The organism is Oceanotoga teriensis, from assembly GCF_003148465.1.
GTDB lineage: Bacteria > Thermotogota > Thermotogae > Petrotogales > Petrotogaceae > Oceanotoga > Oceanotoga teriensis.
The window spans coordinates 22,488-48,051 of sequence record NZ_QGGI01000015.1 but is presented as its reverse complement, the minus strand read 5'-3'; the positions used below and the strand labels follow the sequence as shown (position 1 = coordinate 48,051).

Sequence of the window (25,564 nt, the reverse complement as noted above, 5' to 3'; positions counted from 1 at the left end):
TCGATATGTAATTATAGTATAATTTTCGAGGTGATTAAATGTTAAAAGCTGTAATTTTTGATATGGATGGGGTTTTAGTTGATTCTGAACCTCTTCATAAAAAATCAAATGAAATTTTTTTTGAACAATTGGGTATAAAACTTAGTAAAAATTTATATTCAACATTTATTGGTATGTCAAATGGCGAAATGTGGTCAATAATAAAAAAAGAATGCAACTTAGAGCAATCTGTGGAAGAGCTTATTAAAAAAGCACAAGATTTGAGTTATAATTATATGGAAAAAAATCTTACTGATACACCTATAGACGGAGTATTAAATCTTTTAGAAGGATTAAAGGTTAATAAAATAAAAATAGCTTTAGCATCGTCCTCACCATTAAAATTAATAAATCTTGTAACCAAAAGACTTAGAATAAAAGATTATTTTGATGTCATTTTAAGTGGTGAAGAAGTTCAAAATGGAAAACCTGCTCCAGATATATTCATCGAAGCTGCAAGAAGACTTGATGTATATCCAGAAGAATGCGTTGTAATAGAAGATTCACATAATGGATTAAAAGGAGCAAATAAAGCAAAATGTAAAACCATCGCTTATGATTCTCCAAACTCTCCTAATCAAGATTTAAGTATAGCAAATGGAGTTGTTAATAACATTCAAAATATAAACATCGAGTATTTATTAGATTTATTCAAATAATACCGAATAATCGGTATTATTTTTTGTTGAAACACAATATTCTTTTATTTTAACCTTTTTGCAAAGTCATAGCAATCAGAATTGCTATAATAAAAGAGTGTATGAAAAAATAAGCTTTCTCCACAAGTGACCCACAGCAAAAATAAACGTTAAATCAAAGGAGTTAAAAAACGTATGGAAAAACTTGAAAAATTTAAATCGCTGGGTCTTTCTGAAAATACATTAAAAGCGCTTTCCAGAAAAGGATTTGAAGAACCATCCCCAATACAGGAAAAAACAATCCCTTACCTTTTATCTGGTGAAAAAAATGTAATCGGACAGGCTCAAACAGGAACAGGAAAAACAGCTGCCTTCGGTATTCCTTTAGTTGAAAAACTCAACAGAAAACCTGGAAGTGTTCAAGCATTAATATTAACACCTACAAGAGAATTAGCTGTACAGGTATCTGAAGAAATTAACTCGTTAAGAGGATACAAAAAACTAAAGATAATGCCTATATATGGCGGTGCATCCATTGAGGCCCAGATAAGAGAGTTGAAAAAAGGTATAGATATAATTGTCGGTACACCTGGAAGGGTTATCGACCATATAAATAGAGGAACACTCGATCTAAGTAAAATATCTTTTTTCATACTCGACGAAGCTGATGAAATGTTAAACATGGGATTCATTGAAGATGTAGAAAAAATTCTCAGCAAAACAAATAATGAAAAAAGAATGTTAATGTTCTCTGCAACAATGCCTTCTAAAATTAAGGTACTTGCAAAAAAATACATGGGAGAATTCGACATAATCTCTGTAAAAGAGGAACAATTAACAACAGATCTTGCTGAACAAATTTATTTTGAAGTAAGAAAAAGTGACAAATTTGAAGCATTGAGTAGAATTATCGATGTTGAAGAAAATTTTTATGGATTGGTATTTACAAGAACAAAAGTAGATGCTGAAGAAGTAGCCAACAGATTAATAGACAGAGGATACAGTGCTGAAGCATTACATGGTGATATATCACAATATCAAAGAGAAAGAATATTAAAAAAATTCAAAACTAAAAATTCAAATATCTTAGTAGCAACTGATGTTGCCGCAAGAGGTATAGATATTGAAAATTTAACTCATGTAATAAATTATTCATTACCACAAAACCCAGAATCTTATGTACATAGAATAGGTAGAACTGGTAGAGCTGGAAATGAAGGTACTGCAATAACTTTTGTTACTCCAGAAGAATATAGAAAATTACTTTTTATAAAAAGATTTGCAAAAGCTGAAATTAAAAAATCTACTATACCAGAAATAAAAGATGTAATAAATACAAAAAAACAAAAAATAAAAGAAGATATAAAAAGTACTTTGTCTGACAATATAAACAATGTATATGAAGTACTTGCAAAAGATCTAATAGAAGAGTTTAAAGAACCAGAAAAAATTATAGCTGCTGTACTAAAAAATGTTTATCAAGATGAACTCGAAACAAATAATTATAATGAAATTAAAGAAGTTTCTATAGACAAAAAAGGAAAAACAAGATTATTTGTTGCTCTTGGTAGAGCTGATGAAATGAATCCAAAAAAACTTGTAGATTATATAGAAAAAGAAACTAAAGTTCCAGGAAGAATTATAAGAGATGTAAGAGTATTCGAGAAATTTTCCTTTATAACAGTTCCTTTTGAAGATGCAGAAATCATAACAGCTATATTCAAGAAAAAATCTAAAGGTAGAAAACCTTTAATAGAAAGAGCAAAAGAGAAAAAAGATAATAATGATAGAAATGATAATAGAAACAATGACAGAAGAAGTAATGGAAGAAATTCATCAAGAAATTATGATAACAACAATAGAAGAAACAATTATAACAAAAAAAATAACAGCTCAGACAGACCAAAAAGGAATTATAATAAATCAGCAAATAACTAAAATAGTGGAGATTAAATCTCCACTATTTTTTTATTTGACTTATAAATTTTTATAAAAAGAAATTGCGATGAAATAACCTGAAAGAATAAATATTTTGAATAATGGACATTTAAGCATTTTATAATTGGATATATTTTTCCACTATTAACTCTTATTTGAGTTTAAGCTTTATTTTTACAGGATTATGATCTGTAAATTCAAATTGAAGATCATCTGCACTAATATTTAAAACTTCTACATTTGGAGAAACTAAAAAACCATCTAATATAGTTGTATAGTTTACTCCTTTTTCATAAACTATATCGGCAGATCTTGAAGTTGGAACTTTAGAGTCATATACCCATTTCCAATCTTCTGGCATTAAATTTTCATCTATTGTTTTTACCCAACTTTGAACTCCTTGAGTGGATTCAAAAAAATCATCAGTTATCTCTGGAAATTTCATATTCCAATCTCCACCTATAATAACCCAATTGCCATTTTCATACTCTTTCAAAGCTTTATTTTTTATAAATTCCATCTGTTCTTTTCTTAAATTTCCTTTATCAAAAGCAGAATTATGAGTATTTATAACAATGACTTCTCTATCTTTAAATGCAAATCTCATCTCAAGCATACATCTATCAAGATGAAATAATTTTAAAGGCCATTTATACTCACCTGGCAACTTATACCTTGCTGATAATATTGGCTTATATTTTGAAAACTCAACCAATCCAGCATTAACTTTCCCTATTGGATCATTAAAAGGAAAAGGTATATATGGATTAACATAATTAAAACCCATTGATGAATTATAATCTTTAAATATTTCTTTTATTTCATCATATTGATTTATATAAAAAGATCTTTTAGAATCAATATCAACCTCTTGAAGTAAAATTATATCACCATTTATACTTCCTAATATTTTTTTTATATTTTCAAAATTATTTAAACTTTCTTCTTCATTAGGATTATTTCTTGTACCTCCATCCATAAAATAATCCATATTCTTCCCCATACCAGCATATCCTATATTCCAAGATACAATAGTAAACTCATCATCAATATATGTTTTATTTTTTTCTTCAACTTTTAAAATTTGATAATCAGATGGTTTAAAATCTATAAAAGTATAATAACCAAAAAAAATAGCTATTAAAACAAATATAAAAATTAGTATCCGCAAAATCCATTTAAACATAAAATTATCCCCCTATCTAAAAAATAAAATGATTTAATTTGATATAATTATATTATATAATATAAAATTATTCAAAGAAGGTGAACTTCTATGAACCATGATTTTTTTAATTTTGATGAGTATAAGCTTAAAATTCTTGATAAAACTGATTATGAAATAATAAAAAACTTATATGAAAAATGTTCTGATTATTTTATTTTAAGCTCTAATACCAAAGCATCTAATGAAGATATAAATGAATTATTATTTAAACTTCCACCAAATAAAACTCTTGAAGATAAATTTATATTTGGAATGTTTTTGAAAGATAATTTAATTGGAGTAATAGATTTAATAAAAAATTTTCCAGAAAAATATGAATGGATTATTGGATTATTCCTGATAGATCCTTCAAAAAGAAAACAAGGTTTTGGAAAAATGTTTCATAATAAATTACTAGAATTTGCTAAAAGTAACAATGCAAAATCAATTAGAATAGGTGTAATAGAAGAAAATATTGATGGAATTAAATTTTGGGAAAATATTGGATATAAAAAAACAGATGAAATAAGTATGAAAATCAAAAATAAAAATCATATTGTTGATATAATGAAATTAAAACTCTAAAAAATTATAAAAGAGGGGATTATTATGGAAATCGAACAGATAAAAACTGACATAGAAAATATGAGAAAATTTTTTTCATCTAATCAAACAAAAAGTATTGAATTCAGAATAAATCAATTAGAAAAATTAAAGGATATAATACAAAAAAATCAAGAAAAAATAATGGTTGCATTAAAAGATGATTTAAACAAATCTTTTTTTGAATCTTATGAAACTGAAATAGGAATAACCTTAAGTGAATTAACCCACACTATAAAAAACTTAAAAAAATGGTCAAAACCGCAAAAAGTAAAAACACCAATAACAGCTTTTCCGGCTAAAAGTTATATTAAAAAAGTTCCATATGGAGTTACTTTAATAATGTCGCCTTGGAATTATCCTTTTAATCTAACATTTGCACCATTAATAGGTAGTATGGCAGGTGGAAATTGTTCACTTATAAAAGTTTCTGAATATTCTCCAAGAACATCTCAAATAATAGAAAAACTTATAAACGAAAATTTCAATCCAAACTATATAAAAGTATGGCAAGGAGAAATAGAAGTAAATAAAGAAATACTGAACCAAAAATTCGATTATATATTTTTTACAGGAAGTACAAACGTTGGAAAAATAGTTATGAAAGCAGCTTGTGAAAACTTAACACCATTAACTTTAGAACTTGGTGGAAAAAGTCCTTGTATAGTAGATAAAAACACAAACATAGACAAAACTGCGAAGAGAATTGCTTGGGGCAAATATTTAAATGCTGGTCAAACTTGTGTAGCACCAGATTATTTACTTGCACATAAAGATATAAAAGAAGAATTAATTGAAAAAATAGTTTATTATATAGAGAAATTTTATTCACAAGATCCAAAACAAAGTCCAGACTATCCAAGAATAATAAGTTCTAAACATTTTGATATGTTAATTCCATTGATAGAAAACGCAGAAATATATTATGGTGGTGAAAAAGATTCACAAGAAAAATATATATCACCAACAATAATAAATAATGTAAAATGGACAGACAAAATCATGGAAAATGAAATATTTGGTCCTATTCTTCCAGTAATCGTTTGGGAAGATTTAGATTATACTATAAACCTAATAAATAAAAGACCAAGACCTCTCGCATTATATTTATTCACAAATGATAAAGAAGTAGAAGAAAAAGTGTTAAACAATATAATTTTTGGTGGGGGCGTAATAAATGATACTATAATGCACCTTTCTAATCCTTATCTACCATTTGGTGGCGTAGGTGCATCTGGGATGGGCGGGTATCATGGTAAATATTCATTTGAAACTTTCACCCATAATATGAGTATAATGAAAAGAGGATTTTGGCCAGATATAAAAATAAAATATCCTCCATACTCTGGTAAATTGGATACTTTGAGAAAATTATTAAAATGAAAAAAAGTATATATTTAATAATACTTTTATCATTAATACAAACAATAATATACTCAAAAGGGATTATAATAGCAAATGATTCAATAATGCTAAAAACTTTTCGTGATGAAAATACACAATACTTTAAAAACATGGCAGAACATATAAACAAAAATTATGATGAAACTATAATACACCTAGGAAAAGAAACCGCTTATAAAAAAGGAAGTTTATTCTTTTATAAAACCTCAAAAGAAAATTTAAAAACACTTTTAGACAATTTAAAAACAAAAAAATATATTTGGTTTTTAGATAGTTATGGTTCTGAAGAATTTGAATATATATATCAAAATTATGAGACAATCGCAAAAGAAAACTTAAAATTTTTAGAAAATTCAAACATAGAATATGATGGAATTGCAATAGATCTTGAATGGATAAATCTAAATTCAAATTTTCAAAATAATAAAAAAATGATTGAAATCGTAAAAAATCTAAAAAAAATCGTAGGCGAAAAAAAACTTTTTCTCTTCTCATCAATAATAGAGGACGAAAAAGAAAATTCACTCAGAGGTTATGACGAATCTGAATTATCGAAATATGCTACTTTAGTTCCTATGATTTATATAAAAGATTTTGGATATTATTTACATGAGAATAAATTAAAATTGAATTTTAATGAAAATAGACTTGAAAACCTTTTAAAATACTTTAATTCAAAAAATTATAAAATTTCTTATTCACTTGAAAGTGGAATAATATTACATAGAAATCAAAATTTATATTTTATAAAAACTATAAATAACATAGATTCATTATATTCAAAAACAAAACAAATATATATTGATGAACAAAAACATTATAAGATTGAAAAATTGATTGTAATAGAAGATTTTTATATACAAAGAAATGATTCATTATATGAAAAAATACTTCAAAATGAAGAAATTTATTTTTTAAAAATAAATCCAGAAGCTGTAGAAAATAGCTTCTGGATTTGGGAGTATTTTATATACTATGATTAAAAAGAGTATCCTAAAGAAATACCCGCTCCAAAATTTTTCTTAAAAAAATCATAATAAAAACTAATTGAATAATTAAAATCACAAATATTATCCTTGTATTCTATAAAACTTTTATTCAACTCTTTTAAATCAAAATAATGTTTAAATCCAAAGTTTTTATAAGTACTACCAATCAAATAAGAAAAAACTAAATCATTTTCAGGATCCTTATAAAAATAATCCTTATAAATAAAATCTAAATTAGCTCTTAGTAAAAACTCTATATTTTCCAACACAAAATTAAAAACAAAATACCCTCCATTAACAGAAGTACTTTTTATAAATTCATCATAATTCTCAAGGTATTTTGTAGATTTAAACCCTAGAGTAAATGGTTTAAAAACATAACCAAATTCAGCTATATAATATTGATTATGACTTATACCCAATAAAGAAAAAAAATCATCATAATAAAATTCTATTAAAGATTTCCCAACTCTGTATTCATCATCAAAAAAGAAATTATCAAATTTTAATGCTACAGAAAAAACATCATAATAATTATAAGCCATATATATATTAAACTGATTCTCCCTATTCTCTTTCAAAAAATCAGTGATATATGAAGTTTTTATAAAAAAATGTTTATATTCTTCATACCAATTAATGAAAGCTAAATCACTTTCTTCAAGTTCATCTTTTTTATATTTTGAAAATATATTATAAGCTTCAGAAAAATTTAAATTCCAATAAAAAAATCTTGCTTTTCTCATTTCAATATCAGAATCTTCACCCTCAAAAGAGTTTAAAAGATTTATAGCTTTTTTTATATCTCCACTCCAAGCAAGTGCATTTGAATAATCAAGATAAACTTCTTTATTTTGATATTCTCTTATTAAATTCTCATATATATTTATAGCTTTTTTATATTCTCCACTCCAAGCTAAAGCTCTTGCTTCTTGAGTCAATTCATCATAATTTATAGAAAAAACATTTATAAAACTAAAAATAAAAATTAATAAAATCAAAAAATTTTTTTTCATATTTCCCTCCTCTTATCTTCTCAATTTAAGATTTCAATATATTATATCAATTTTTTGTTTTTCATATAAGTAACGATTAAGTTTCCATAACAAAAAATAGTAATTTTATCGTTACTTATATTTTACTTAAATTATTTAAATATGTTACTTTCAAATAGACTTGTATACATATATTAAGTATAATTTAATAAAGACTATTAATTAGGGAGGGGTTTATATGAAAAAAATTTATTTAATAATGACTATTTTGATAACATCTATTCTTTTAGTATCATGTCTTCCACAGAAAAAAGAATTTAATGAAGATATAACACAATATGATAGTATAAATATAATAAAAAATCCAAAAAATGCTGTAACTTATATTGAAGAATCGAAATCAAGAGATAATGATGACAATTATCAAATATATTATAAAGCAAAAATAAATTCAATGATGGTAGAAGATGTAAAAGTACAGGCAAATGATATAACATCTTATGATAACTATTCAGTAATAGCTTATAATACTGCCGGAGATGATGTAAAAGGAGCTATTCAAATAATAGATGTATCAAACCCAAACAAACCTGTTGTTGATTACAGAATTACTTTCTCATCTCATGAAATCAATGCAATTGAATATAATAAAAATACTGATGAAATAATATTCGGTGGGATAACAAAAATGCAAAATGGAAATACTGAACCAATAGTTGGTAAAATTGATTTAAGTGATATAAATGCTGAAAATATAGTAAATAGTATAAGATATGTAAATCATATAAATAATATTGAATCTGAAATAATATTCGATGAATATAATGTTGTAACTTCTATTGTAGAATTAAATTCCAATATTTTTGTGTCTATAGCTAAAAAAGGTGGTTTAATAAAATTAGACTCAAATTTAAATTATTTAAAAGACAGCAAAGATTTTCAAGATATAAAAGATATGAAAATCTCAAACCAAAAAATATACGCATTATCAGGTGAAAAAGGAGTTATATATCAAATAAATTCAGATTTAAGTTCATCATCTGAAATAAATTCAAAAGTTTTTGATACAGATGGAAAAGCAACTCTAGAAATAATAGAAAATGGAACTTTTGCCTATTCACTTGGAAATAATGGATTTGAAGTTCAAACTTTAAATCCAATTGATGAAACAAATTCAAAATTTGAAGAAAATAATTATACTGTAAATAGCATTTCTTATGATCCAGGATTGATATTAGCATCTTATACAAATGGTACAGAATCAGGATTTAAAATTTATTATCCTAAATTAATAGTTGAAAATGGCGAAATAAAATTTAAAGTTGAAAATGTAGGATCTGAAATTTTTACTTCTGATAAATATGGTTCTGAAATAAAAAATGCATCACCTAATTTTGTATATGTTAGAAATTATAATAAAAAAGATGGACTTTTAGAATACACTGATAAATATGCTTTTGCAGCTGCTGGAAATGCTGGAGTACTTTTTTATTCCATAAAATATAATTATGAAGTTACATACACAAACTTAGAAAAATCAAAAGATTATTATACAAATTTCAATAACTTTGAAAAAATTTCAAAAAAAATTGAATTCAAAGAAAATATAAGCAATGTTGGACTAAATTTTATATATTTAGAAGAAAATAGTCTTTTTTCAAGTGAGCTTGGAATTTTCAAACATTTTGAAAATACTCCTACTAAAATAGAAGAAATAGATACTAAAGAATACGAAAAATCAATAGTATCACCTAATATTTCAAGAAACGAAAAAGGAATTCATTTAAAAATGGGATCAACATTTTCAAAATCTTTTAATGGCGAGAATAAATATCTTGGAATATATATAATCGAAGATGGTTTTATTTCTAAAAACAATATGACATATACATCTGTAAGTGGTTTAAACTCTGATAATTTTGACATTTATTATGATAAAGATGGTAATGATGGAAAAGGTCAATTAATATTTCATCTAAAATACAAAAATATTTTAAATAAAAATGTTAGTTTCATTTTAAGATTCGATTATCAAGAAAAACCTTTAGATGAAATAATAAATATTTATAAAAATTAATTTTTAAATTGGTTGGTGAAAAAAATGAAAAAAATATTATTGATATCGATGCTCACAATAATATCCATATTATTTGTATCTTGTGTACCAAAAAAACAAGACTATAAAAGATATGATGCAAAATTTGATAAAATCGATATAAACTTAGAAGAACAAGAAATTGAAACGCAAGATTCTACGATAACCCTACAAACAACAAAAAGTAATACTCATGCAGGTATAAATCTTAATTATAGAGGAAATATAAAACCTGTTGAAATTGATGGTGTAAATGTACAAGCAAATGATATAATTATGAACAAAAATGATATGATATAGTGTTTATAGCTTATAATCTTGCTGGAGAAGATGCAAAAGGTGCCATTCAAATAATAGATTTTTCAAATGATAATAATCCAAAAATATTTACAGAAATAAAATTTAATAATGCTGATATAAATACACTTTATTATAATAAAAAATTAAATGAAATTGTATTTGGTGGAAATATTTTAAATGATGATAATGTTTCAGTACCTTTTATAAGTAAATTTGATTATTTTAATAAAACTAGCTTGAATAAAACTACTATAAAAAATCAAATAGAAAATAATTTAAGACTTGTAAAAAATGATATATCAGATGCAAAAGATATAAATTCGGGCTCATGGAATATGAAAGATGCGGATGATTTATTGCTTGCACCTAATACAGTAACAGGTATATCTTATGAACAATTTTATTATGTCACCCTTGCAAGATATGGTGGTTTAGCAGCATATAACAATCAGCTAAACAAAGTAAATTATATAATTTCATATGATGATATAAAAGACCTTGCAAAATATGATAATTATATTTATGGAATATCTGGAGACAATGGAACATTATTTAGATTAAACAATGGAGAAACAAGAATAGAAAAAATTCAAGATATAGGAAGATTTGGAAATAAAAATGGTAACTATACAGAAGCTAAAGCAACTGTACAATTCTTTGGCAATTATTGGCCAGATAATTTTAATTTCTTATATTCAATGTCAGAAAATGGGTTTGGATACTATTCCTATATGAGCAATAAAAAAATGACTTTTGATGAATTGAATGGAAATAAAATAACTTCTAATGGCGTTTCATATTCATTAATTAATGATAAAAAAATTGCTTTTAATACATTCTTTTATGAAGATATAGATAAAAAAATATCTTCCGGCTTTAGTATTCATGAAATAATTTTAGATAATAATAGTCTAAATTTAATTGGAACAGAAATATTGAATGAAGAAGATCCTGTTTATAAAGATGTAGAAAATCTATATGATGCATCTCCTAATTTCATAGAAACTAAATCATTTCAAAATAATAAAAATAAAATTTTAATGCTCTTAGCGGCAGGAAATTCCGGAATATTATATTATACATTAATGTTGAAATAATCATTTTATATAATAGGGGCTCTATCGCCCCTATTTTGATATAATTTAATAAATTAAAATTATTGAGGAGTTACTATGATATATAAAATAAATGATCATATATTTAGAATTGGAAATGATAAATTAATAAATCATCTTCAAAACAATATTTATCTTCTAAATTTTGATGAAGAAAAAATACTTTTTGGTTGTGGATCTATTAAAGAATTTGATTCTATAAAAAAATCAATCTCAGAAATATCTGAAATCAAAGATTTAGATTATATAGTATTGAGAGATACTTCAAATTGTTCTGCAATTAACAAATTTGAAGATAATGGTTTTAAAGGTAAAATAATAACACATTGGCGTACTGGTGAATCAATAAAATTATTCAATTTAAAATCCGAATTTTATTTTATAAATCAAAATAAAAATAATTTAAATTTGAAAAATGGAGAACAATTGAAATTTTTGCCCATACCTTATACACCTCATCCAGAAAATTTTATATGTGTTTATAATGATTTCCTTTTCAGTGGAAATATTTTTTCTTGTTTTAATAAAGAATTCTCAATTTATTCAAATAAAAATTCTATTAAATATATAAAATCATATCTCGAGTATTTTATATCTTCAGAAGATTTACTTGAAAATATTTATTTTAAACTAAAAGACTTGCAAATCCAAATGATTTTACCGACATATGGAGGAATTATAAAAGAAAATATAAATCTATATTTAGAAATTTTAAAAGATCTTAAATGTGGAAAATTAAATTTTCATAAGAATATAGACAATAAAAATGATATATTTTTAAACACTATAAATGAAATAATAGAATTATATATAAAATCTTATGGATTGAGTTTTTTAAATATTTTTAAATCCACAGAAATAAAAATAAAAGATAATAAAATAATCAAAACTAAAACAAGTTCAAAAAAATTATTAAATTTATTTTTAGAAATAATTTATCATAATTATGGTGTAAGACATTTAATAATAGCTGAAGACATAGTAAAAGAGAGACTTGTTGAAATGGAAATTCCAGAAATATTTAATTCATACATATATAAAAATGAAAAAGAAATCGAAGATTTAAAAGAAGAAAAAAGAAAACTTGAAGATGAATTAAATAAAATCCATAAAAGATCTTTAATCAATCCTCTTACAAAATTATACAATGGTAAATATTTTCTCAATTATTTAAATACAGAAATAGCAAAAATGGAAAAAAATAATGAAAAAGGATATATTATATTCATAGATACAGATAATTTATCAAAAATAAATTTTGATTATGGTAATGATGCTGGTGATGAAACCTTAAAAATAATTTCTTATATTTTAAGAGATTTAAAAAGGCCACAAGATCATATTTTTAAATTAAAAGGGGCTTTATTTGCCTATTATATATCAGATCAAGAAATATCCAAAGAAAAGGCTTATGAAATTGCAGATGAAATAAGAAATACAATATCTTTATCTGAAAGGTTTATAGAACATATAACTGTATCTGTTGCAGTAGTTGAAACCGATGAAATAAAAGATAATAGATTAATATCTGATGAAATGGTAGATGAAATATATAATCTTGCAATGATAAGGCTTAAAATAGCTAAAAATACAGGAATGAATATGGTTTATTCAGATGCCATGCTCAAAAAATTTGTAGATACTAAAGGAAAGATTTTAATAGTAGACACGGATGAAATGCATAAAAAAACTCTTAAAGAATTACTTGAAAATCTTGGTTATCTCGTTTTTACTTGTTCAGATGGAGAAACCTCTTTAAAATTAATAAAAGAAAACTTTCCAGATCTTGTAATAACATCTATAATGCTTCCAAAAATAGATGGTTTTCGTGTAAGAGAAGAGATGATAAAATACTCTTCTTTAAAAGAAATAATGTATATAATAATAGATTATGAAAAAAGTTATGAAAATGTCAAAAGAGCCTATGCTTTAGATATAAGTTATTTTTTTAAAAAACCTTATTCAACTGGTGAACTCCTTGAAATAATAAAAAATAAAATAAGGAGTTGAATTTTTATGATTTTAGATAAACAAATAATAATAAATCTTTTTATATTCTTTGCCATAATCGATACACTTTTGATAATAGGAATTATATTAGAAAAATATTTAAAAAAATATCAAAGAATTAAATTAAATAATATGCAAAATTTAATATCAAAAAATATAAATAATCCCCTTGAAATTAAAATTGAAGAACCTAAATACTTTATGCAAGCATATGCACAAATGAATCAATCTATAATGATCGATGAAAAAACAAAAAAAGAATTCATGGAATTAATAAAAAAATATGATATAGAAAAAAAATATATAAAAAGAATAAACTCAAAAATTAAAAGTAATTTAATACAAGCCATAGTTTATCTCGGAGAAATAGGAACTGAGGAATGTCGCTTAGTTTTAGAAGAAAAATTTGAAAATGAAAATGATTATATAATAAAATTATATATAGCTTACTCTTTATATAAAATACATAATAAAAATTCTATACCTATTTTAGTTGAAAGTCTTATAAACTCTCCAAAACCTTACAAGGAAAAAATTCAAGTAATGTTGTCAAAATTTGAAAATGATTTTCATGATTATATACTAACTATATTGGACAGAAAAGAAATAGAAATACAAATGATGATAATATATTTTGCATCACATTATATGGATACAAAGTTAAAAAGTTATTTAATATCAAAATCAAGAGACGAAAATATAGAAATATCAAGAGCAGCTGTTCAAAGTCTTTCAAAAAATTATTTTAACATATTGAATGATGCATATTATTTATACAATAAAGATTTGCAAATACAAAAAACTGTAATAAAAACACTTTCTAAAATAAATACAAAAGAAAATATAGATCAGTTAATTCCATTTTTAGAAAATGATGAAACTTATGAATACGCCATATATTCTCTTTCTAATATTCTTAGAGAAAACCCTAAATTTTTAGAGTATTTAATAGATATATTTGAAAATGAAAAAAACAATAAAATTAAAAAAAATTTAGCGAATGTAATATCAATTAAGATAGAATATTTTTTCTTTAAATTATTAACGAATGAAAAAGATAAATATGCAAATTTAATATATAACATAATATTGAGTGATGTAATAGGAGATACAATAGACTTTTTAAATAAAAATAAAAATATTCCAATTGAAAGAATTATTTTGCCTTATTTAAAAAAAGCAATTAAAAAAAATGAATACATAAAAAAAGAGTTTCAATTATATATAAATAAAAGAATTTTAAATGAGCTTTCATTAAAAAGAATTATACAAAAGCCTCCAAAAAAAGATACTAAAAGAGAAAAAGATAAAATCGAAAATTTAATTAAAATTTTAATAGGTGTTTTTACATTTTTCCCTTTATTATTTGTTTTAAGGCATGGAAAAATAATTCCAGATATAACTTTTATTGAAGGTTTAAAATTATATATATATGATTTCAATTGGTATTTAATAATATATGTCGTAATATTAAATGCAATTTATTTAATTCTTGTAATAATTTCATACTTTGAACAACTTCATCAAGAAAAAATGTGGAATTTAAAGTTCAAAGGTTTACTTTATACTTTTAAAATTCTTCCAGGTATATCAATAATAGCTCCAGCTTATAATGAAACAGAAATAATAATAGAAAGTACTAATGCACTTTTAAACTTACAGTATCCTGATTATGATGTTATAGTAGTTAATGATGGTTCAACAGATGATACTCTTGAAAAGTTGATAGATTATTTTAATCTTGAAAAAACAGATTATATATTAAATAAAAATTTGAATACAAAACCTATAAGAGGTATATATATAAATAAATCTATTCCAAAACTAATAGTGGTAGATAAAGAAAATGGTGGAAAAGCTGATTCATTGAATACTGGTTTAAATATATCAAAAAAAGAATTCTTCTGTGGAATAGATGCAGATTCTATACTTGAATCTGATGCACTTTTAAAAATAACAAGTTTAAAAATGGATACAGATCATGAAATGATAGCAATTGGTGGAAATATCTTACCTTTGAATGGCTGTAAAGTTAGTAAAGGATATATAGAAAAAATAAATCTACCATTCAAAACAATAGAAAGATTTCAAACTGTTGAATATATAAGATCTTTCATGGCAGGAAGGCTCGGCTGGGCAAGAATAAATTCAATGTTGATAATTTCTGGAGCTTTTGGTCTTTTTAATCGTAAAAGAATTATAGAAGCTGGAGGATATTTATCTGAACAAGGAAAGTACAAGAAAGATACAGTTGGTGAAGATATGGAACTTGTAGTAAGAATCAATAGAGATATGTATGATAAAAAAATTAAACATAAAATAGGTTATTCATACAATGCCAATTGTTGGACTGAAGTACCACCAAGCTATTTAAACCTTTATAAACAAAGAGATAGATGGCATAGAGGTCTTATAGATATTTTGATTTTTCATAGAAATCTAATGTTTAATCCACGATATGGAAAAATGGGATTCATATCTATTCCTTATTTTTTTATATTTGAATTAATAGGACCTTTAATAGAAATACAAGGATATCTTATGATAGTATTAGCAGGATTTTTTAATATTTTAAGTTTGAAAATGGGTTTTTTATTGTTTTTAACAACAATATTTATAGGTGTAACAACTTCTTTAGCTTCTCTAATAATAGCCGAAGATGAAGTTAATTATTTCAGTAAAAAAGAAACTTTTTTGTTAATCCTTTTTTCATTTTTAGAAAATTTTGGTCCAAGACAGTTCATGAGTTTTGTAAGATTAAATGCTTTTAATAATTCTCTAAAAAAACCTATGGGTTGGTCAAAATTTGAAAGAATAGGTTTTGAAGATAAAGATAAAAAACAATAATGAAATTACTTTTCATTATTGTTTTTTTTAAAATTCTTATAAAAATCTACTATCAATCCAGTTATAAATTCATTTCTTGATAAGTCTAAAAGCCCTTTATTTTTAGCTCCATCTCCACAAAGTTCTTTTAACATCTCTTTTACTTCAGATGGAAGTCTAAATGTAAAATTTTCTTTTGGATTCATATTTCTATAAGGTATTATAAAATTTCCTTCTCTTTCATCCGCAAAAACAGATGGGTTCATTTCAAGTTCAAGATCTGAAATTTTTTTACTCGTTTTATGTTCAAATTGTTCCATTTTTTCTTCAAGTCTTCTTATTTTCTTAAGTATTTCAGAATTTTTTTCCTTCTCATATTCTTTGAGTTTTTTCTCTTTTTTCGATTCTTCTTCAAAAATTTTCTCTAATTCTTTTTTGTATTTTGAAATACTATTTTTAGATATCATTATATTTCTTGCTTTCATAATTTCTACAATTTCTTCATAAGAATAACCTTTTTTTATAAAATTGTGAATCTCTACCCAGTTTGTTTTAACATTTTCCATCATACTCATACTATCGCCTCCAATAACAAGTACTTCTACTTGTAATTATACAATTAATTTTTGTTTTTGTCAAGAAAAAATAATTTTAATATATATAATTGTAATTTTATTCACAAGTTATATTGTGAAAAATTTCATTATTTTTTTACATATGTGATATAAATAACTTAATCAATATAATATAAAATATAAATGAAATCAGTTATATAATGACAATTTTTGATGTTATTCGATAATAAAAGTTATTATCTACCTTTAAGGAGGTTTAACTATGAGTATTGAAAAGGTTAATTCAGTAGAAAAACTTGAGAAGTTGATACAAAAAGTTAAAGAATCACAAAAAATTTATGCAACTTTCTCACAAGAAAAAGTTGATGAAATTTTTAGAAGAGCTTCTATTTCAGCAAATTCTTATAGAATTTGGTTAGCTAAAGAAGCTGTAAAAGAGACAGGAATGGGTATCACTGAAGATAAAGTTATAAAAAATCATTTTGCAGCTGAATATATATATAATAAGTACAAAGATGAAAAAACATGTGGTGTTATAGTCGATGATAAAACTTATGGTATTAAAAAAGTTGCTGAACCTCTTGGAATAATAGCAGGAATAGTTCCAACAACAAATCCTACTTCAACTGCTATTTTTAAAGCTTTATTAGCTTTAAAAACAAGAAATGCTATAATATTTTCTCCGCATCCAAGAGCAAAAAAATCTACTATAGCAGCAGCAAGAATAATTTTAGAAGCTGCAATAGCTGCAGGAGCTCCAGAATTTATAGTTGGTTGGATTGATGAACCTTCTATAGAGATGAGTCAGTATTTGATGCATCATAAAGATATTAATTTAATACTTGCAACAGGTGGTCCTGGAATGGTAAAAGCTGCTTATTCTTCTGGTAATCCTGCTATAGGTGTTGGTGCTGGTAATACACCTGCAATAATAGATGAAACATGTCATTTAAAAATGGCTGTTAATTCTGTTTTGATGAGTAAAACATTTGATAATGGTATGATTTGTGCATCAGAACAATCTGTTATAGTTTTAGATGAAATTTATGATGAGGTAAAAAAAGAATTTTTAAATAGAGGCGCTTATATATTAAGCAAAGATGAAAAAGATAAAGTTGGAAATGTTTTAATAAAAGATGGAAGATTAAATCCAGATATCGTAGGACAACCAGCATTTAAAATAGCTGCTATGGCTGGAGTTAAAGTTCCTGAAACTGCCAAAGTACTTATAGGAGAGGCTTCTAAAATTGAAGAATCAGAGCCATTTGCACATGAAAAACTTTCTCCTACTCTTGCAATGTATAAAGCACAAGATTTTAGAGAAGCTGTTGATAAAGCCGTAAGTCTTGTAGAATTTGGTGGAATGGGACATACATCTGTTCTATATACAGATCAATTAAACAAAGATAGAATTGATTATTTTGGTTCTAAATTAAAAACTGGAAGAGTTTTAATAAATATGCCTTCTTCACAGGGAGCAATTGGAGATATTTATAATTTTAAACTTGAACCTTCTTTAACGCTCGGTTGTGGTTCTTGGGGTGGTAACTCTGTAAGCGAAAACGTTGGTGTTAAACATCTTTTAAATACAAAAACTATCGCTGAAAGAAGGGAAAATATGCTTTGGTTTAAAGTTCCACCAAAAATTTATTTTAAATATGGTTGTCTTCCACAAGCTATTGAAGAATTAAATGATAAAAAAAGAGCTTTCATAGTAACAGATAAATTTTTATACGAGTCAGGATATACAGATAAAATTACAAATGTTCTTGAATCAATGAATATAGATTTCGAAGTATTTTTTGAGGTTAAGCCAGATCCAACAATTGATACTATTGAAAGAGGTTTAAGTATAATGAATGTATTTAAACCGGATGTTATAATTGCCATGGGTGGTGGTTCTCCTATGGATGCCGCTAAAATAATGTGGTTAATGTATGAAGATCCAACAGTTAAATTTGAAGGTTTAGCTCTCAGATTTATGGATATAAGAAAAAGAGTTTATAAGTTCCCTCATTTAGGAAAAAAAGCTTCAATGGTTGCAATTCCTACAACATCTGGAACTGGTTCAGAAGTAACTCCTTTTGCAGTAGTAACAGATGATAAAACTGGAGTAAAATATCCTATTGCAGATTATGAACTAACCCCTAATATGGCAATAATAGATACGGAACTTGTAATGTCCATGCCAAAAAAACTAACAGCTTATTCTGGTATTGATGCACTTGTTCATGCTTTAGAAGCTTATGTATCAGTTTTTGCAACAGATTATACAAATGGTATATCTTTAGAAGCTATAAGAATTTTATTTAAATATTTAAGAAGAGTTTATAATGATGGTCAAACTGATATAAAAGCAAGAGAAAAAGTACATTATGCTTCAACAATGGCTGGAATGGCTTTTGCTAACGCATTTTTAGGTGTATGTCATTCTATGGCACATAAACTCGGAAGTGCTTTTCATGTTCCTCATGGATTAGCTAATGCTTTATTGATAACAGAAGTTATTAAATATAATTCAACCGATGCACCACTTAAACAAACTGCTTTTCCACAATATAAATATCCTCTTGCAAAAGAAAGATATGCTAAAGTGGCAGATTATCTTGGTTTAGGTGGAAATACTTTAGATGAAAAGGTTCAAAAACTTATAGATGAAATTGAAAAATTGAAAAAAGATTTAGATATACCAGAATCTATTAAAGATGCTGGTGTTTCAGAAGAAGAATTTTATACTAAACTCGATGAAATGTCAGAACATGCTTTTGATGATCAATGTACAAATGCAAACCCAAGATATCCTTTAATAAGTGAAATTAAATCTATGTATATAACCTGTTTTGAATCTAATAAAGAGGTTAAAAAAAATAAAAAAAATCTAAATAAAAAATAATAATAAGAGAGAGTTTAAAACTCTCTCTTATTATTTTTGAAGATTTTCCAATTCTATCTTTGACATTTTTTTTGCTTCTTTTCCTTGAATTATCCAATTTTCATGTGGTGGTAATTCTATAACTTTATTAAACATCTTTATCGCTTTTTCTTTATCATTTTTATTTTTGTAAAATATTCCAAGTTCATAATATGTATTAATATAAGCTGGTTCTGCCTCAAGGGCTTTTAAAAGATATTCTTCTGCCTTTTTATCATTTTTCATCGGCCAAGGCGTATCTCTATATCTCATCCCCATAGCTACTAAAGAACCATAATTTTTACAATCACACTCTATGGATTGCTTAAAATATTTATCAAAATCTCCAAGTAAAAACATACTTTCAAATATTCCACTGAATTGTGCTAATCTTCCTACTGCTGCTCCAGCGACATAGTTAGTATATGTATTATTTTCAATTTCAACAGCTTTTTTTGCTTTTTCAACTGCTTTTTCATATAATTCTTTTCTTGTTTCATTTTCTTGATATCCCCAATTAGCTATTTCTGTCATAGCTTCGGCATTTAAAGCCATAATATTTGCATTTTTTGTCTCTTCTGCAGTTTTTTCTATTATATTTTTCATTTCATCAAAAATTCTATACGAGTTTGCATGTAAAAATTCTTGTTTGAGTTCTTCATATGAATATGCTTTTAAAGTAACTAAAATCAATAATATACTAATAATTAAAGTATATTTTTTCATAATATCCCCCCTTAATATAATTATAACATAATAAAAAAGAACAATCTGATATAAAAATCAGATTATTCTTTTTTTGATAAGATTTAAAAAAATTTCTTTAAATTTTTCATCATTTTCATAAGTTCTTTTCGCTGGTCCTTTTATTCTCTTATGCTTTTTTAATTGTTTTTGATTTAAGTATCTTTTCATCATAAGTATATCTATATTATTTTCATCTATTATTTTACCATAAAAATCTATGCAAAAAGTTTTTTTGGCTAAAGCCATTGATGCAAGTCCATAATCATTTGTAACAACTATATCTCCATCATTGGAATCATTAACTATTTTAAAATCTGCAGAATCTTTTCCACTTGCAACAACTATATTTTTTGAGTATTCAAAATTTATAATATGTGATTCATCAAAATACATATTTACATTGATATTAAACTTTTTTGCTATTTCTATTATTATTTCTTTTACGGGACATGCATCTGCATCAACTAATATTTTCATCTATATATTTGAAAGCTCTCCTTTTATAAATTCGACAAGACTTTTTACATAATCTCTTGAAAAATCAAATTTTATTCCAGCCGTTTCATATATATCTTTTATTCCCTTTGAATATCCGAGTTTTAAAAAATCATCATACATTTTTATAGCACTTTTTCCATTTTCTTTATAGTTTTTGTATATTGCTATTGCTCCCAATTGAGACATCGCATATTCTATATAATAAAAAGGAACTTCAAATACATGTAATTGTCTCATCCATTTTATTTGTTTTTCTTTTTCAAGATCTGACCAATCTATTCCCTCATCAAATCTATCAACTAATGAAGCAAAGTATTCATTTCTTTCTTGTACTGTGTGATTAGGATTTGTATAAATCCAATGTTGAAATGCATCTATTATCATTACCCAAGGTAATGTCTTTAAAGTACCCTCTAATTGATCTCTCTTAGCTTTTTTTAAGTCATTATTTTCATCATAATATTCAGATAAATAATCTAAAGTTAAAAGTTCCATAGACATAGAGGCTAATTCAGCAACTTCACTTGGTACATCTCTGTACTCTGATATTCTTATGTCTTGAGCGGCAAAAGCATGCATTGCATGGCCTGATTCATGTAAAAGTGTTCTAACATCATTGTTTAGTCCTATTGCATTCATAAATATAAAAGAACCTCCACTTTCACTTAAAGGATAAGAATATCCACCGGGAGCTTTTCCTTTTCTATTTTCAAGGTCTAAATGACCACTATTTTTCATCATTTCAAGTTTTTTTCCATATTGAGGATCTACTTTATATAAAATTTTAATGGCTTTTTCAACAAATTCTTCATTATTTTTAAATGGTTTTAATATTTTTCCATCCAAATCAACATTCATATCCCATGGTCTTAACGATTCTATTTCTAATTTTTGTTTTCTTTCTTCTGAAAGTTCTTTTAAAAATGGAATTACTTCTTTTTCAACTGATTCATGAAATTCAAATAAATCTTCAGGAGTATAATCAAATCTTGCTTTTGCCTTATGCATATAATCCCTATAATTATCATAATCTGCATTTTTTGCCATATTTATTCTTAATTTTAATAATTGATCAAATACTTCTTGTATTTCGGCTTCTTTTTCTATAATTGCTTTTGATGATTTCATAAATGCTTTTTCTCTTATAGATCTATCTGGATTTTTAGAATATATTCCCATTTGAGATAAAGTTTTTTCTTCACCATCAAAATTTATAATAATTTTGGATATTATTTCTCCATATTTACTACTTATTTCTTGTTCTTTTGCATTTAATTCTATATTTTTCTCTCTAAATATATTTATAGAATTAGATATGAGATTCTTCAAATGATCATATTTATGATCAAGTTGTTTAAATCCTTTTGAATCATATAATTGTTTTTTCAATTTAAAATCATAACTTGCCGAAGGAGCTATCACTTGTGAATAAAATCTATTGAATTCCTGTTGTATTTCTGGCTTATCTGCGTTACATGACATTTTTATATATTTCCAAGCCATCTCTTCAGAAATTATAGATTCAAGTTCATCTTTAATTTCTATGAATTTTATAACTTCTTTTTCTTCATTCAAATTCATATTTTCAAGCTTTTTGTACTCATTTTTTAAATCTTCAAGAGTTTTAATTTTAAAAGATTCATCATAATATTTTCTTTCTCTTGGTTCAACTTTTTCATTAGTATACATAATTCTTCCTCCTTCTAAAGGTTAAATAAATTATATCATATTTTATACTTGATATATTTCAGATATATGAGTTATAATATTGTTAATATTATTATTTTTAATTAATTTTTATCAAAAAAATTATTGTTTTTAATCGCTTTATCTTTAACATTATTCTTAGTTTCTTGTACTCCAGATATGAATAAAGAATCATATACTGTAACATTTGATAAAAATGGTGGCTATGTTGAAGCCAATCCAAAATCCATCAAAATAGAAAAAGGTCAACCTATAATAAATCTTCCCGAACCTCCTAAAAGAGGTCGCTTAGAATTTGATCATTGGGATTCAAATCCTGATGGAAAAGGCTACAACATCGATGCATTAACAATTATAGATAAAGATATAACAGCTTATGCTCAATGGGCTCTCTATAATTTTTCTTTTTCAACATTTAAAAACACCGGTATAGATAATATTGGATGGTATCCTATTGATAATTATGAATATATATTGATTCATGTAACCACACTTGAAAATTATAAAATAGATAAAATCAATATAGTGATGGATGGAAAAAAATATGAAACAAATCAAGAATGGTCAAAGATAGAATTTGATGATTCACTCGATACTCTTTTTACATTAAAAGTAACGGCAAGTGCTACTTTAATTAGTAATTAATAAAAAATAAAAAAAAACACGGGATTAAATCCCGTGTTTTTTTAGAACTTAAAAGTAAGCTTTAAACACAAATGATACTGAATTTAAACTCTCCATAGCATTCAAAGCATGTGCATCATCTTCAGCATATGCATAGCTCAAAACTATAGAAGGTTCGAAATTATCTATTCCCTTATAAGAGAGTTTGGTTTTTAATTGATATCCAGGTTTCCATTCATCATTTATTTTTGAGAATGCTACTATTCCAGCACCTTCAACTGCAAAATCTTTTATATTTGATTTTATATATAAATCTCCACCCATTGAAATTTTATCTTTAAATTCTTCATTTGGAAGACCATTGAAATATTCTGCACCTAAAGTCAAATCTTCACCTTTTGTATATTCTGCTCCAAGTACTGTTTTTACATAAGCTTTTTCGAATATTTGTACATCTTCTTTTGATTTTTTTACTATTGGTTTTAAATCTTTGTCATATGTTGGAATTTCTATATTAACTTCTACATTTTCATTTTCTGGAATTATCAAAGCTGCTTCTCCATGGTATGAAATTGAATCAATAAAGTTTGAAACTCCTTGATAATCTAATGTAACAACATTTCTATAAGGTCTATAATATTGAACTGTTGATGTTGCTTCACCCAATTTATCATATTTATAATCTATTGTTTTTGGTACTAAAAATTTATAATGATCGAAAGCATAACCCAATTTAACATCAAAATTCATAATACTTGTTGAAACTTTTGCTGAATAATTTGAATTTGCTAAATTTAATTTATCTTCATTTTCATATGTTTTTTCAATATCTTTTACAACATATTCTGTTGGAATTATTTTTGCAATACTTTTTATATAAGCTGCTGTCATAGGATCTGTACTTTCTATTGCTGATGCTTTTTTATTTAAAGTTTCTTTTGCATTTTTCGCTTCAGTAGCTATATTTTCATTAACCCCTTTGTTTATTTCATTTGTTAAAGCTTGTGGATACAACAATGCTGATGGTATATCATCATTTGTTTTAGGAATAAAGTTTAATTCATATGCAAAGTTTCCTAAAAATCCTGTATAGTTTAATCCATCGATTGCAATAGCTTTATTGTTTTCAAAAGGATTTATTAAATCATGTGCTGCTAAAATTACTGATGGACTATAGAGTGTTGAACTACCTGTTGCTGGTAAAAATCTTCCAAATTTTAAAGTACCATAATTCATATAAATAGATGCATAAGCTTCATTTATATTGTATAAAAAATATGGTTCTGATATATTGCTTAAACTATTGAAATATGTATTATATTTTCCTAAATAATTTCCCATCATATCTGGCATTTTTCCTATATTTATTGAAACAAGATCTCCAGTAGTCTTAAAGTATATACTTCCAACTTGTTTTTCAAGATCAATTGTCGTTTTTAACCCTTGATATGTTGTTGAAGCATCTTCAGAAAAATTATAACCATATAGATAATCTAATGTTCCATTAAATGAGAAAGCTGTTGCTAAAGTTAAGACAGTGACTAAAGTTATTAAAAGTTTTTTCATCTTTTATCCTCCCCTTATTGTATTCTTAAAACTGGTTTTGATATATTCATTTTATTAAAAAATCTATTTGTAATTCCAATATCAAAGTCTGCTTTTTTTATATCTAATACTGTTGAATGATTTGAAGTTAAGTCTGTTAATTCTATATGTGAATATAATTTATGTCCTTCAAAATCTTTTAAATTTGTAAAACTCATAGTCTTTATATGTTCATCTTTTTGATTAAAAAAATCAACATCTTTTATAAGCATATTTTCTTTTTCTACAATAGCTACTATTCTTCCATAATCTGTATCTTCATCTTCAGGAATTATTTCAACTTTATAAAAATTATTATTATCTTCTAACAAATTTGATGTATAATCTCCTGATTTTTCATTATATAATAATGAAATATCTGAATATTTTAAATCAGATCCTACAAAATTTCCATTTTTTGCTCCACCTGATATTCTTTTCGTTTTTCTATATGCAGGCATATATATATATATTTCATCATCTGATAATGTCAATAGAGTTATCATTTTAACTTCAGCTGGAGTATTAAATCTAACTAAAGCTAAAGAATCATCATTTTCTTTTAATAAGAACATATCGAACTCTCTTGCTTTTTCATTTCCATTGGCATCTATAAGTTTCATTGTTATTTGTGATTTTTGGCTATCAAAATCATCATGTTCATCTTTCACCATATCGAGAACTTCTTTTCCTGTAACTGCAAAAGCCATACTTAGTGCGAATACTGATAATAAAATAGTTGTTATAATTTTTTTCATT

General features: G+C 25.0%; 20 protein-coding genes. 12 read left to right on the top strand and 8 right to left on the bottom strand.

Translation table 11 applies throughout. The features are described 5' to 3' along the window. Window positions 1–38: 38 nt before the first annotated feature. Together C7380_RS10100 and C7380_RS10095 are read left to right on the top strand one after the other, a co-directional pair. Window positions 39–698 (top strand): HAD family hydrolase, encoded by a 660-nt coding sequence (locus C7380_RS10100; protein WP_109605524.1) that lies wholly within the window; start codon window positions 39–41, stop codon window positions 696–698. 174 nt (window positions 699–872) lie between these two features. Beyond that, window positions 873–2,615 carry a DEAD/DEAH box helicase gene (locus tag C7380_RS10095; RefSeq protein WP_109605522.1) on the top strand — a complete coding sequence of 581 codons (1,743 nt, stop codon included), beginning with the start codon at window positions 873–875 and terminating at the stop codon, window positions 2,613–2,615. 151 nt (window positions 2,616–2,766) lie between these two features. Here the strand turns inward: C7380_RS10095 and C7380_RS10090 are convergent, their stop codons facing one another. Then, the gene (locus tag C7380_RS10090; protein ID WP_109605520.1) at window positions 2,767–3,801 is read right to left on the bottom strand and encodes an endonuclease/exonuclease/phosphatase family protein; all 1,035 of its coding nucleotides are present in this window, start codon (window positions 3,799–3,801) and stop codon (window positions 2,767–2,769) included. A 90-nt stretch (window positions 3,802–3,891) separates the two neighbouring features. On the opposite strand from C7380_RS10090, the gene C7380_RS10085 reads away from it, so the two are divergent. Genes C7380_RS10085 through C7380_RS10075 form a run of 3 tightly spaced genes read left to right on the top strand, consistent with a single transcriptional unit; the run spans window position 3,892 to window position 6,812 of the window. Continuing rightward, on the top strand, window positions 3,892–4,407 hold the full coding sequence (locus C7380_RS10085) for a GNAT family N-acetyltransferase (protein WP_109605519.1): 516 nt from the start codon (window positions 3,892–3,894) through the stop codon (window positions 4,405–4,407). A 30-nt stretch (window positions 4,408–4,437) separates the two neighbouring features. Beyond that, window positions 4,438–5,808 carry an aldehyde dehydrogenase gene (locus tag C7380_RS10080; RefSeq protein WP_109605574.1) on the top strand — a complete coding sequence of 457 codons (1,371 nt, stop codon included), beginning with the start codon at window positions 4,438–4,440 and terminating at the stop codon, window positions 5,806–5,808. Further along, window positions 5,805–6,812, top strand: a complete 1,008-nt coding sequence (locus tag C7380_RS10075) for a hypothetical protein (protein ID WP_109605517.1) — start codon at window positions 5,805–5,807, stop codon at window positions 6,810–6,812. Before C7380_RS10080 ends, C7380_RS10075 begins: the two co-directional genes overlap by 4 nt. Here the strand turns inward: C7380_RS10075 and C7380_RS10070 are convergent. Further along, on the bottom strand, window positions 6,809–7,834 hold the full coding sequence (locus C7380_RS10070; RefSeq protein WP_109605515.1) for a tetratricopeptide repeat protein: 1,026 nt from the start codon (window positions 7,832–7,834) through the stop codon (window positions 6,809–6,811). The two genes, C7380_RS10075 and C7380_RS10070, sit on opposite strands and share 4 nt — an antisense overlap. Before the next feature lie 217 nt (window positions 7,835–8,051). On the opposite strand from C7380_RS10070, the gene C7380_RS10065 reads away from it, so the two are divergent. The 5 genes from C7380_RS10065 to C7380_RS10045 all read left to right on the top strand — a co-directional run bounded on the left by C7380_RS10065 (window position 8,052) and on the right by C7380_RS10045 (window position 16,180). Continuing rightward, window positions 8,052–9,890 (top strand): hypothetical protein, encoded by a 1,839-nt coding sequence (locus C7380_RS10065; protein WP_109605513.1) that lies wholly within the window; start codon window positions 8,052–8,054, stop codon window positions 9,888–9,890. Window positions 9,891–9,914: 24 nt separating this feature from the next. Next, on the top strand, window positions 9,915–10,208 hold the full coding sequence (locus tag C7380_RS10060; protein ID WP_109605511.1) for a hypothetical protein: 294 nt from the start codon (window positions 9,915–9,917) through the stop codon (window positions 10,206–10,208). Further along, on the top strand, window positions 10,208–11,305 hold the full coding sequence (locus tag C7380_RS10055; protein ID WP_109605509.1) for a hypothetical protein: 1,098 nt from the start codon (window positions 10,208–10,210) through the stop codon (window positions 11,303–11,305). The genes C7380_RS10060 and C7380_RS10055 overlap by 1 nt, the downstream gene beginning before the upstream one ends. A gap of 75 nt (window positions 11,306–11,380) precedes the next feature. Beyond that, complete coding sequence (locus tag C7380_RS10050; RefSeq protein ID WP_109605507.1) at window positions 11,381–13,333, top strand: oxygen-binding di-iron domain-containing protein; 1,953 nt, start codon at window positions 11,381–11,383, stop codon at window positions 13,331–13,333. A 6-nt stretch (window positions 13,334–13,339) separates the two neighbouring features. After that, window positions 13,340–16,180 (top strand): glycosyltransferase, encoded by a 2,841-nt coding sequence (locus C7380_RS10045; protein ID WP_109605505.1) that lies wholly within the window; start codon window positions 13,340–13,342, stop codon window positions 16,178–16,180. A 5-nt stretch (window positions 16,181–16,185) separates the two neighbouring features. On the opposite strand, the gene C7380_RS13570 is transcribed toward C7380_RS10045, so the two are convergent. After that, on the bottom strand, window positions 16,186–16,734 hold the full coding sequence (locus C7380_RS13570; RefSeq protein WP_109605503.1) for a hypothetical protein: 549 nt from the start codon (window positions 16,732–16,734) through the stop codon (window positions 16,186–16,188). 262 nt (window positions 16,735–16,996) lie between these two features. Between C7380_RS13570 and adhE the strand changes: the two genes are divergently transcribed. Then, window positions 16,997–19,627 (top strand): bifunctional acetaldehyde-CoA/alcohol dehydrogenase, encoded by a 2,631-nt coding sequence (adhE, locus tag C7380_RS10035; RefSeq protein WP_109605501.1) that lies wholly within the window; start codon window positions 16,997–16,999, stop codon window positions 19,625–19,627. Window positions 19,628–19,657: 30 nt separating this feature from the next. On the opposite strand, the gene C7380_RS10030 is transcribed toward adhE, so the two are convergent. The 3 genes from C7380_RS10030 to C7380_RS10020 are packed head-to-tail and all read right to left on the bottom strand — an operon-like array spanning window position 19,658 to window position 22,579. Further along, entirely contained in the window at window positions 19,658–20,371 is a 714-nt protein-coding gene (locus C7380_RS10030) for a tetratricopeptide repeat protein (RefSeq protein WP_109605499.1), read from the bottom strand. Window positions 20,372–20,428: 57 nt separating this feature from the next. Next, window positions 20,429–20,869, bottom strand: coding sequence for a YaiI/YqxD family protein (locus tag C7380_RS10025; RefSeq protein WP_109605498.1), 441 nt, complete (start codon window positions 20,867–20,869; stop codon window positions 20,429–20,431). After that, window positions 20,870–22,579, bottom strand: coding sequence for a M3 family oligoendopeptidase (locus tag C7380_RS10020; protein WP_240597598.1), 1,710 nt, complete (start codon window positions 22,577–22,579; stop codon window positions 20,870–20,872). 123 nt (window positions 22,580–22,702) lie between these two features. Between C7380_RS10020 and C7380_RS10015 the strand changes: the two genes are divergently transcribed. Beyond that, a complete protein-coding gene (locus tag C7380_RS10015) occupies window positions 22,703–23,242 on the top strand; it encodes an InlB B-repeat-containing protein (RefSeq protein WP_146192166.1) in 540 nt (179 codons plus the stop codon). Window positions 23,243–23,290: 48 nt separating this feature from the next. Here the strand turns inward: C7380_RS10015 and C7380_RS10010 are convergent, their stop codons facing one another. Next, the gene (locus C7380_RS10010) at window positions 23,291–24,787 is read right to left on the bottom strand and encodes a hypothetical protein (RefSeq protein ID WP_109605492.1); all 1,497 of its coding nucleotides are present in this window, start codon (window positions 24,785–24,787) and stop codon (window positions 23,291–23,293) included. A gap of 14 nt (window positions 24,788–24,801) precedes the next feature. Beyond that, the gene (locus C7380_RS10005) at window positions 24,802–25,563 is read right to left on the bottom strand and encodes an outer membrane lipoprotein-sorting protein (protein WP_109605490.1); all 762 of its coding nucleotides are present in this window, start codon (window positions 25,561–25,563) and stop codon (window positions 24,802–24,804) included. Between the last annotated feature and the right edge of the window lies 1 nt (window position 25,564).

Excerpts from the sequence above, each read along its gene's own strand:
- C7380_RS10005 (WP_109605490.1), bottom strand. The coding sequence starts at position 25,563 with ATGAAAAAAATTATAACAACTATTTTATTATCAGTATTCGCACTAAGT.
- C7380_RS10025 (WP_109605498.1), bottom strand. The coding sequence starts at position 20,869 with ATGAAAATATTAGTTGATGCAGATGCATGTCCCGTAAAAGAAATAATA.
- C7380_RS10045 (WP_109605505.1), top strand. The coding sequence starts at position 13,340 with ATGATTTTAGATAAACAAATAATAATAAATCTTTTTATATTCTTTGCC.
- C7380_RS10010 (WP_109605492.1), bottom strand. The coding sequence starts at position 24,787 with ATGAAAAAACTTTTAATAACTTTAGTCACTGTCTTAACTTTAGCAACA.
- C7380_RS10050 (WP_109605507.1), top strand. The coding sequence starts at position 11,381 with ATGATATATAAAATAAATGATCATATATTTAGAATTGGAAATGATAAA.
- C7380_RS10075 (WP_109605517.1), top strand. The coding sequence starts at position 5,805 with ATGAAAAAAAGTATATATTTAATAATACTTTTATCATTAATACAAACA.
- C7380_RS10065 (WP_109605513.1), top strand. The coding sequence starts at position 8,052 with ATGAAAAAAATTTATTTAATAATGACTATTTTGATAACATCTATTCTT.
- C7380_RS10095 (WP_109605522.1), top strand. The coding sequence starts at position 873 with ATGGAAAAACTTGAAAAATTTAAATCGCTGGGTCTTTCTGAAAATACA.
- C7380_RS13570 (WP_109605503.1), bottom strand. The coding sequence starts at position 16,734 with ATGAGTATGATGGAAAATGTTAAAACAAACTGGGTAGAGATTCACAAT.
- C7380_RS10090 (WP_109605520.1), bottom strand. The coding sequence starts at position 3,801 with ATGTTTAAATGGATTTTGCGGATACTAATTTTTATATTTGTTTTAATA.
- C7380_RS10100 (WP_109605524.1), top strand. The coding sequence starts at position 39 with ATGTTAAAAGCTGTAATTTTTGATATGGATGGGGTTTTAGTTGATTCT.
- adhE (WP_109605501.1), top strand. The coding sequence starts at position 16,997 with ATGAGTATTGAAAAGGTTAATTCAGTAGAAAAACTTGAGAAGTTGATA.
- C7380_RS10070 (WP_109605515.1), bottom strand. The coding sequence starts at position 7,834 with ATGAAAAAAAATTTTTTGATTTTATTAATTTTTATTTTTAGTTTTATA.
- C7380_RS10060 (WP_109605511.1), top strand. The coding sequence starts at position 9,915 with ATGAAAAAAATATTATTGATATCGATGCTCACAATAATATCCATATTA.
- C7380_RS10020 (WP_240597598.1), bottom strand. The coding sequence starts at position 22,579 with ATGTATACTAATGAAAAAGTTGAACCAAGAGAAAGAAAATATTATGAT.
- C7380_RS10085 (WP_109605519.1), top strand. The coding sequence starts at position 3,892 with ATGAACCATGATTTTTTTAATTTTGATGAGTATAAGCTTAAAATTCTT.
- C7380_RS10030 (WP_109605499.1), bottom strand. The coding sequence starts at position 20,371 with ATGAAAAAATATACTTTAATTATTAGTATATTATTGATTTTAGTTACT.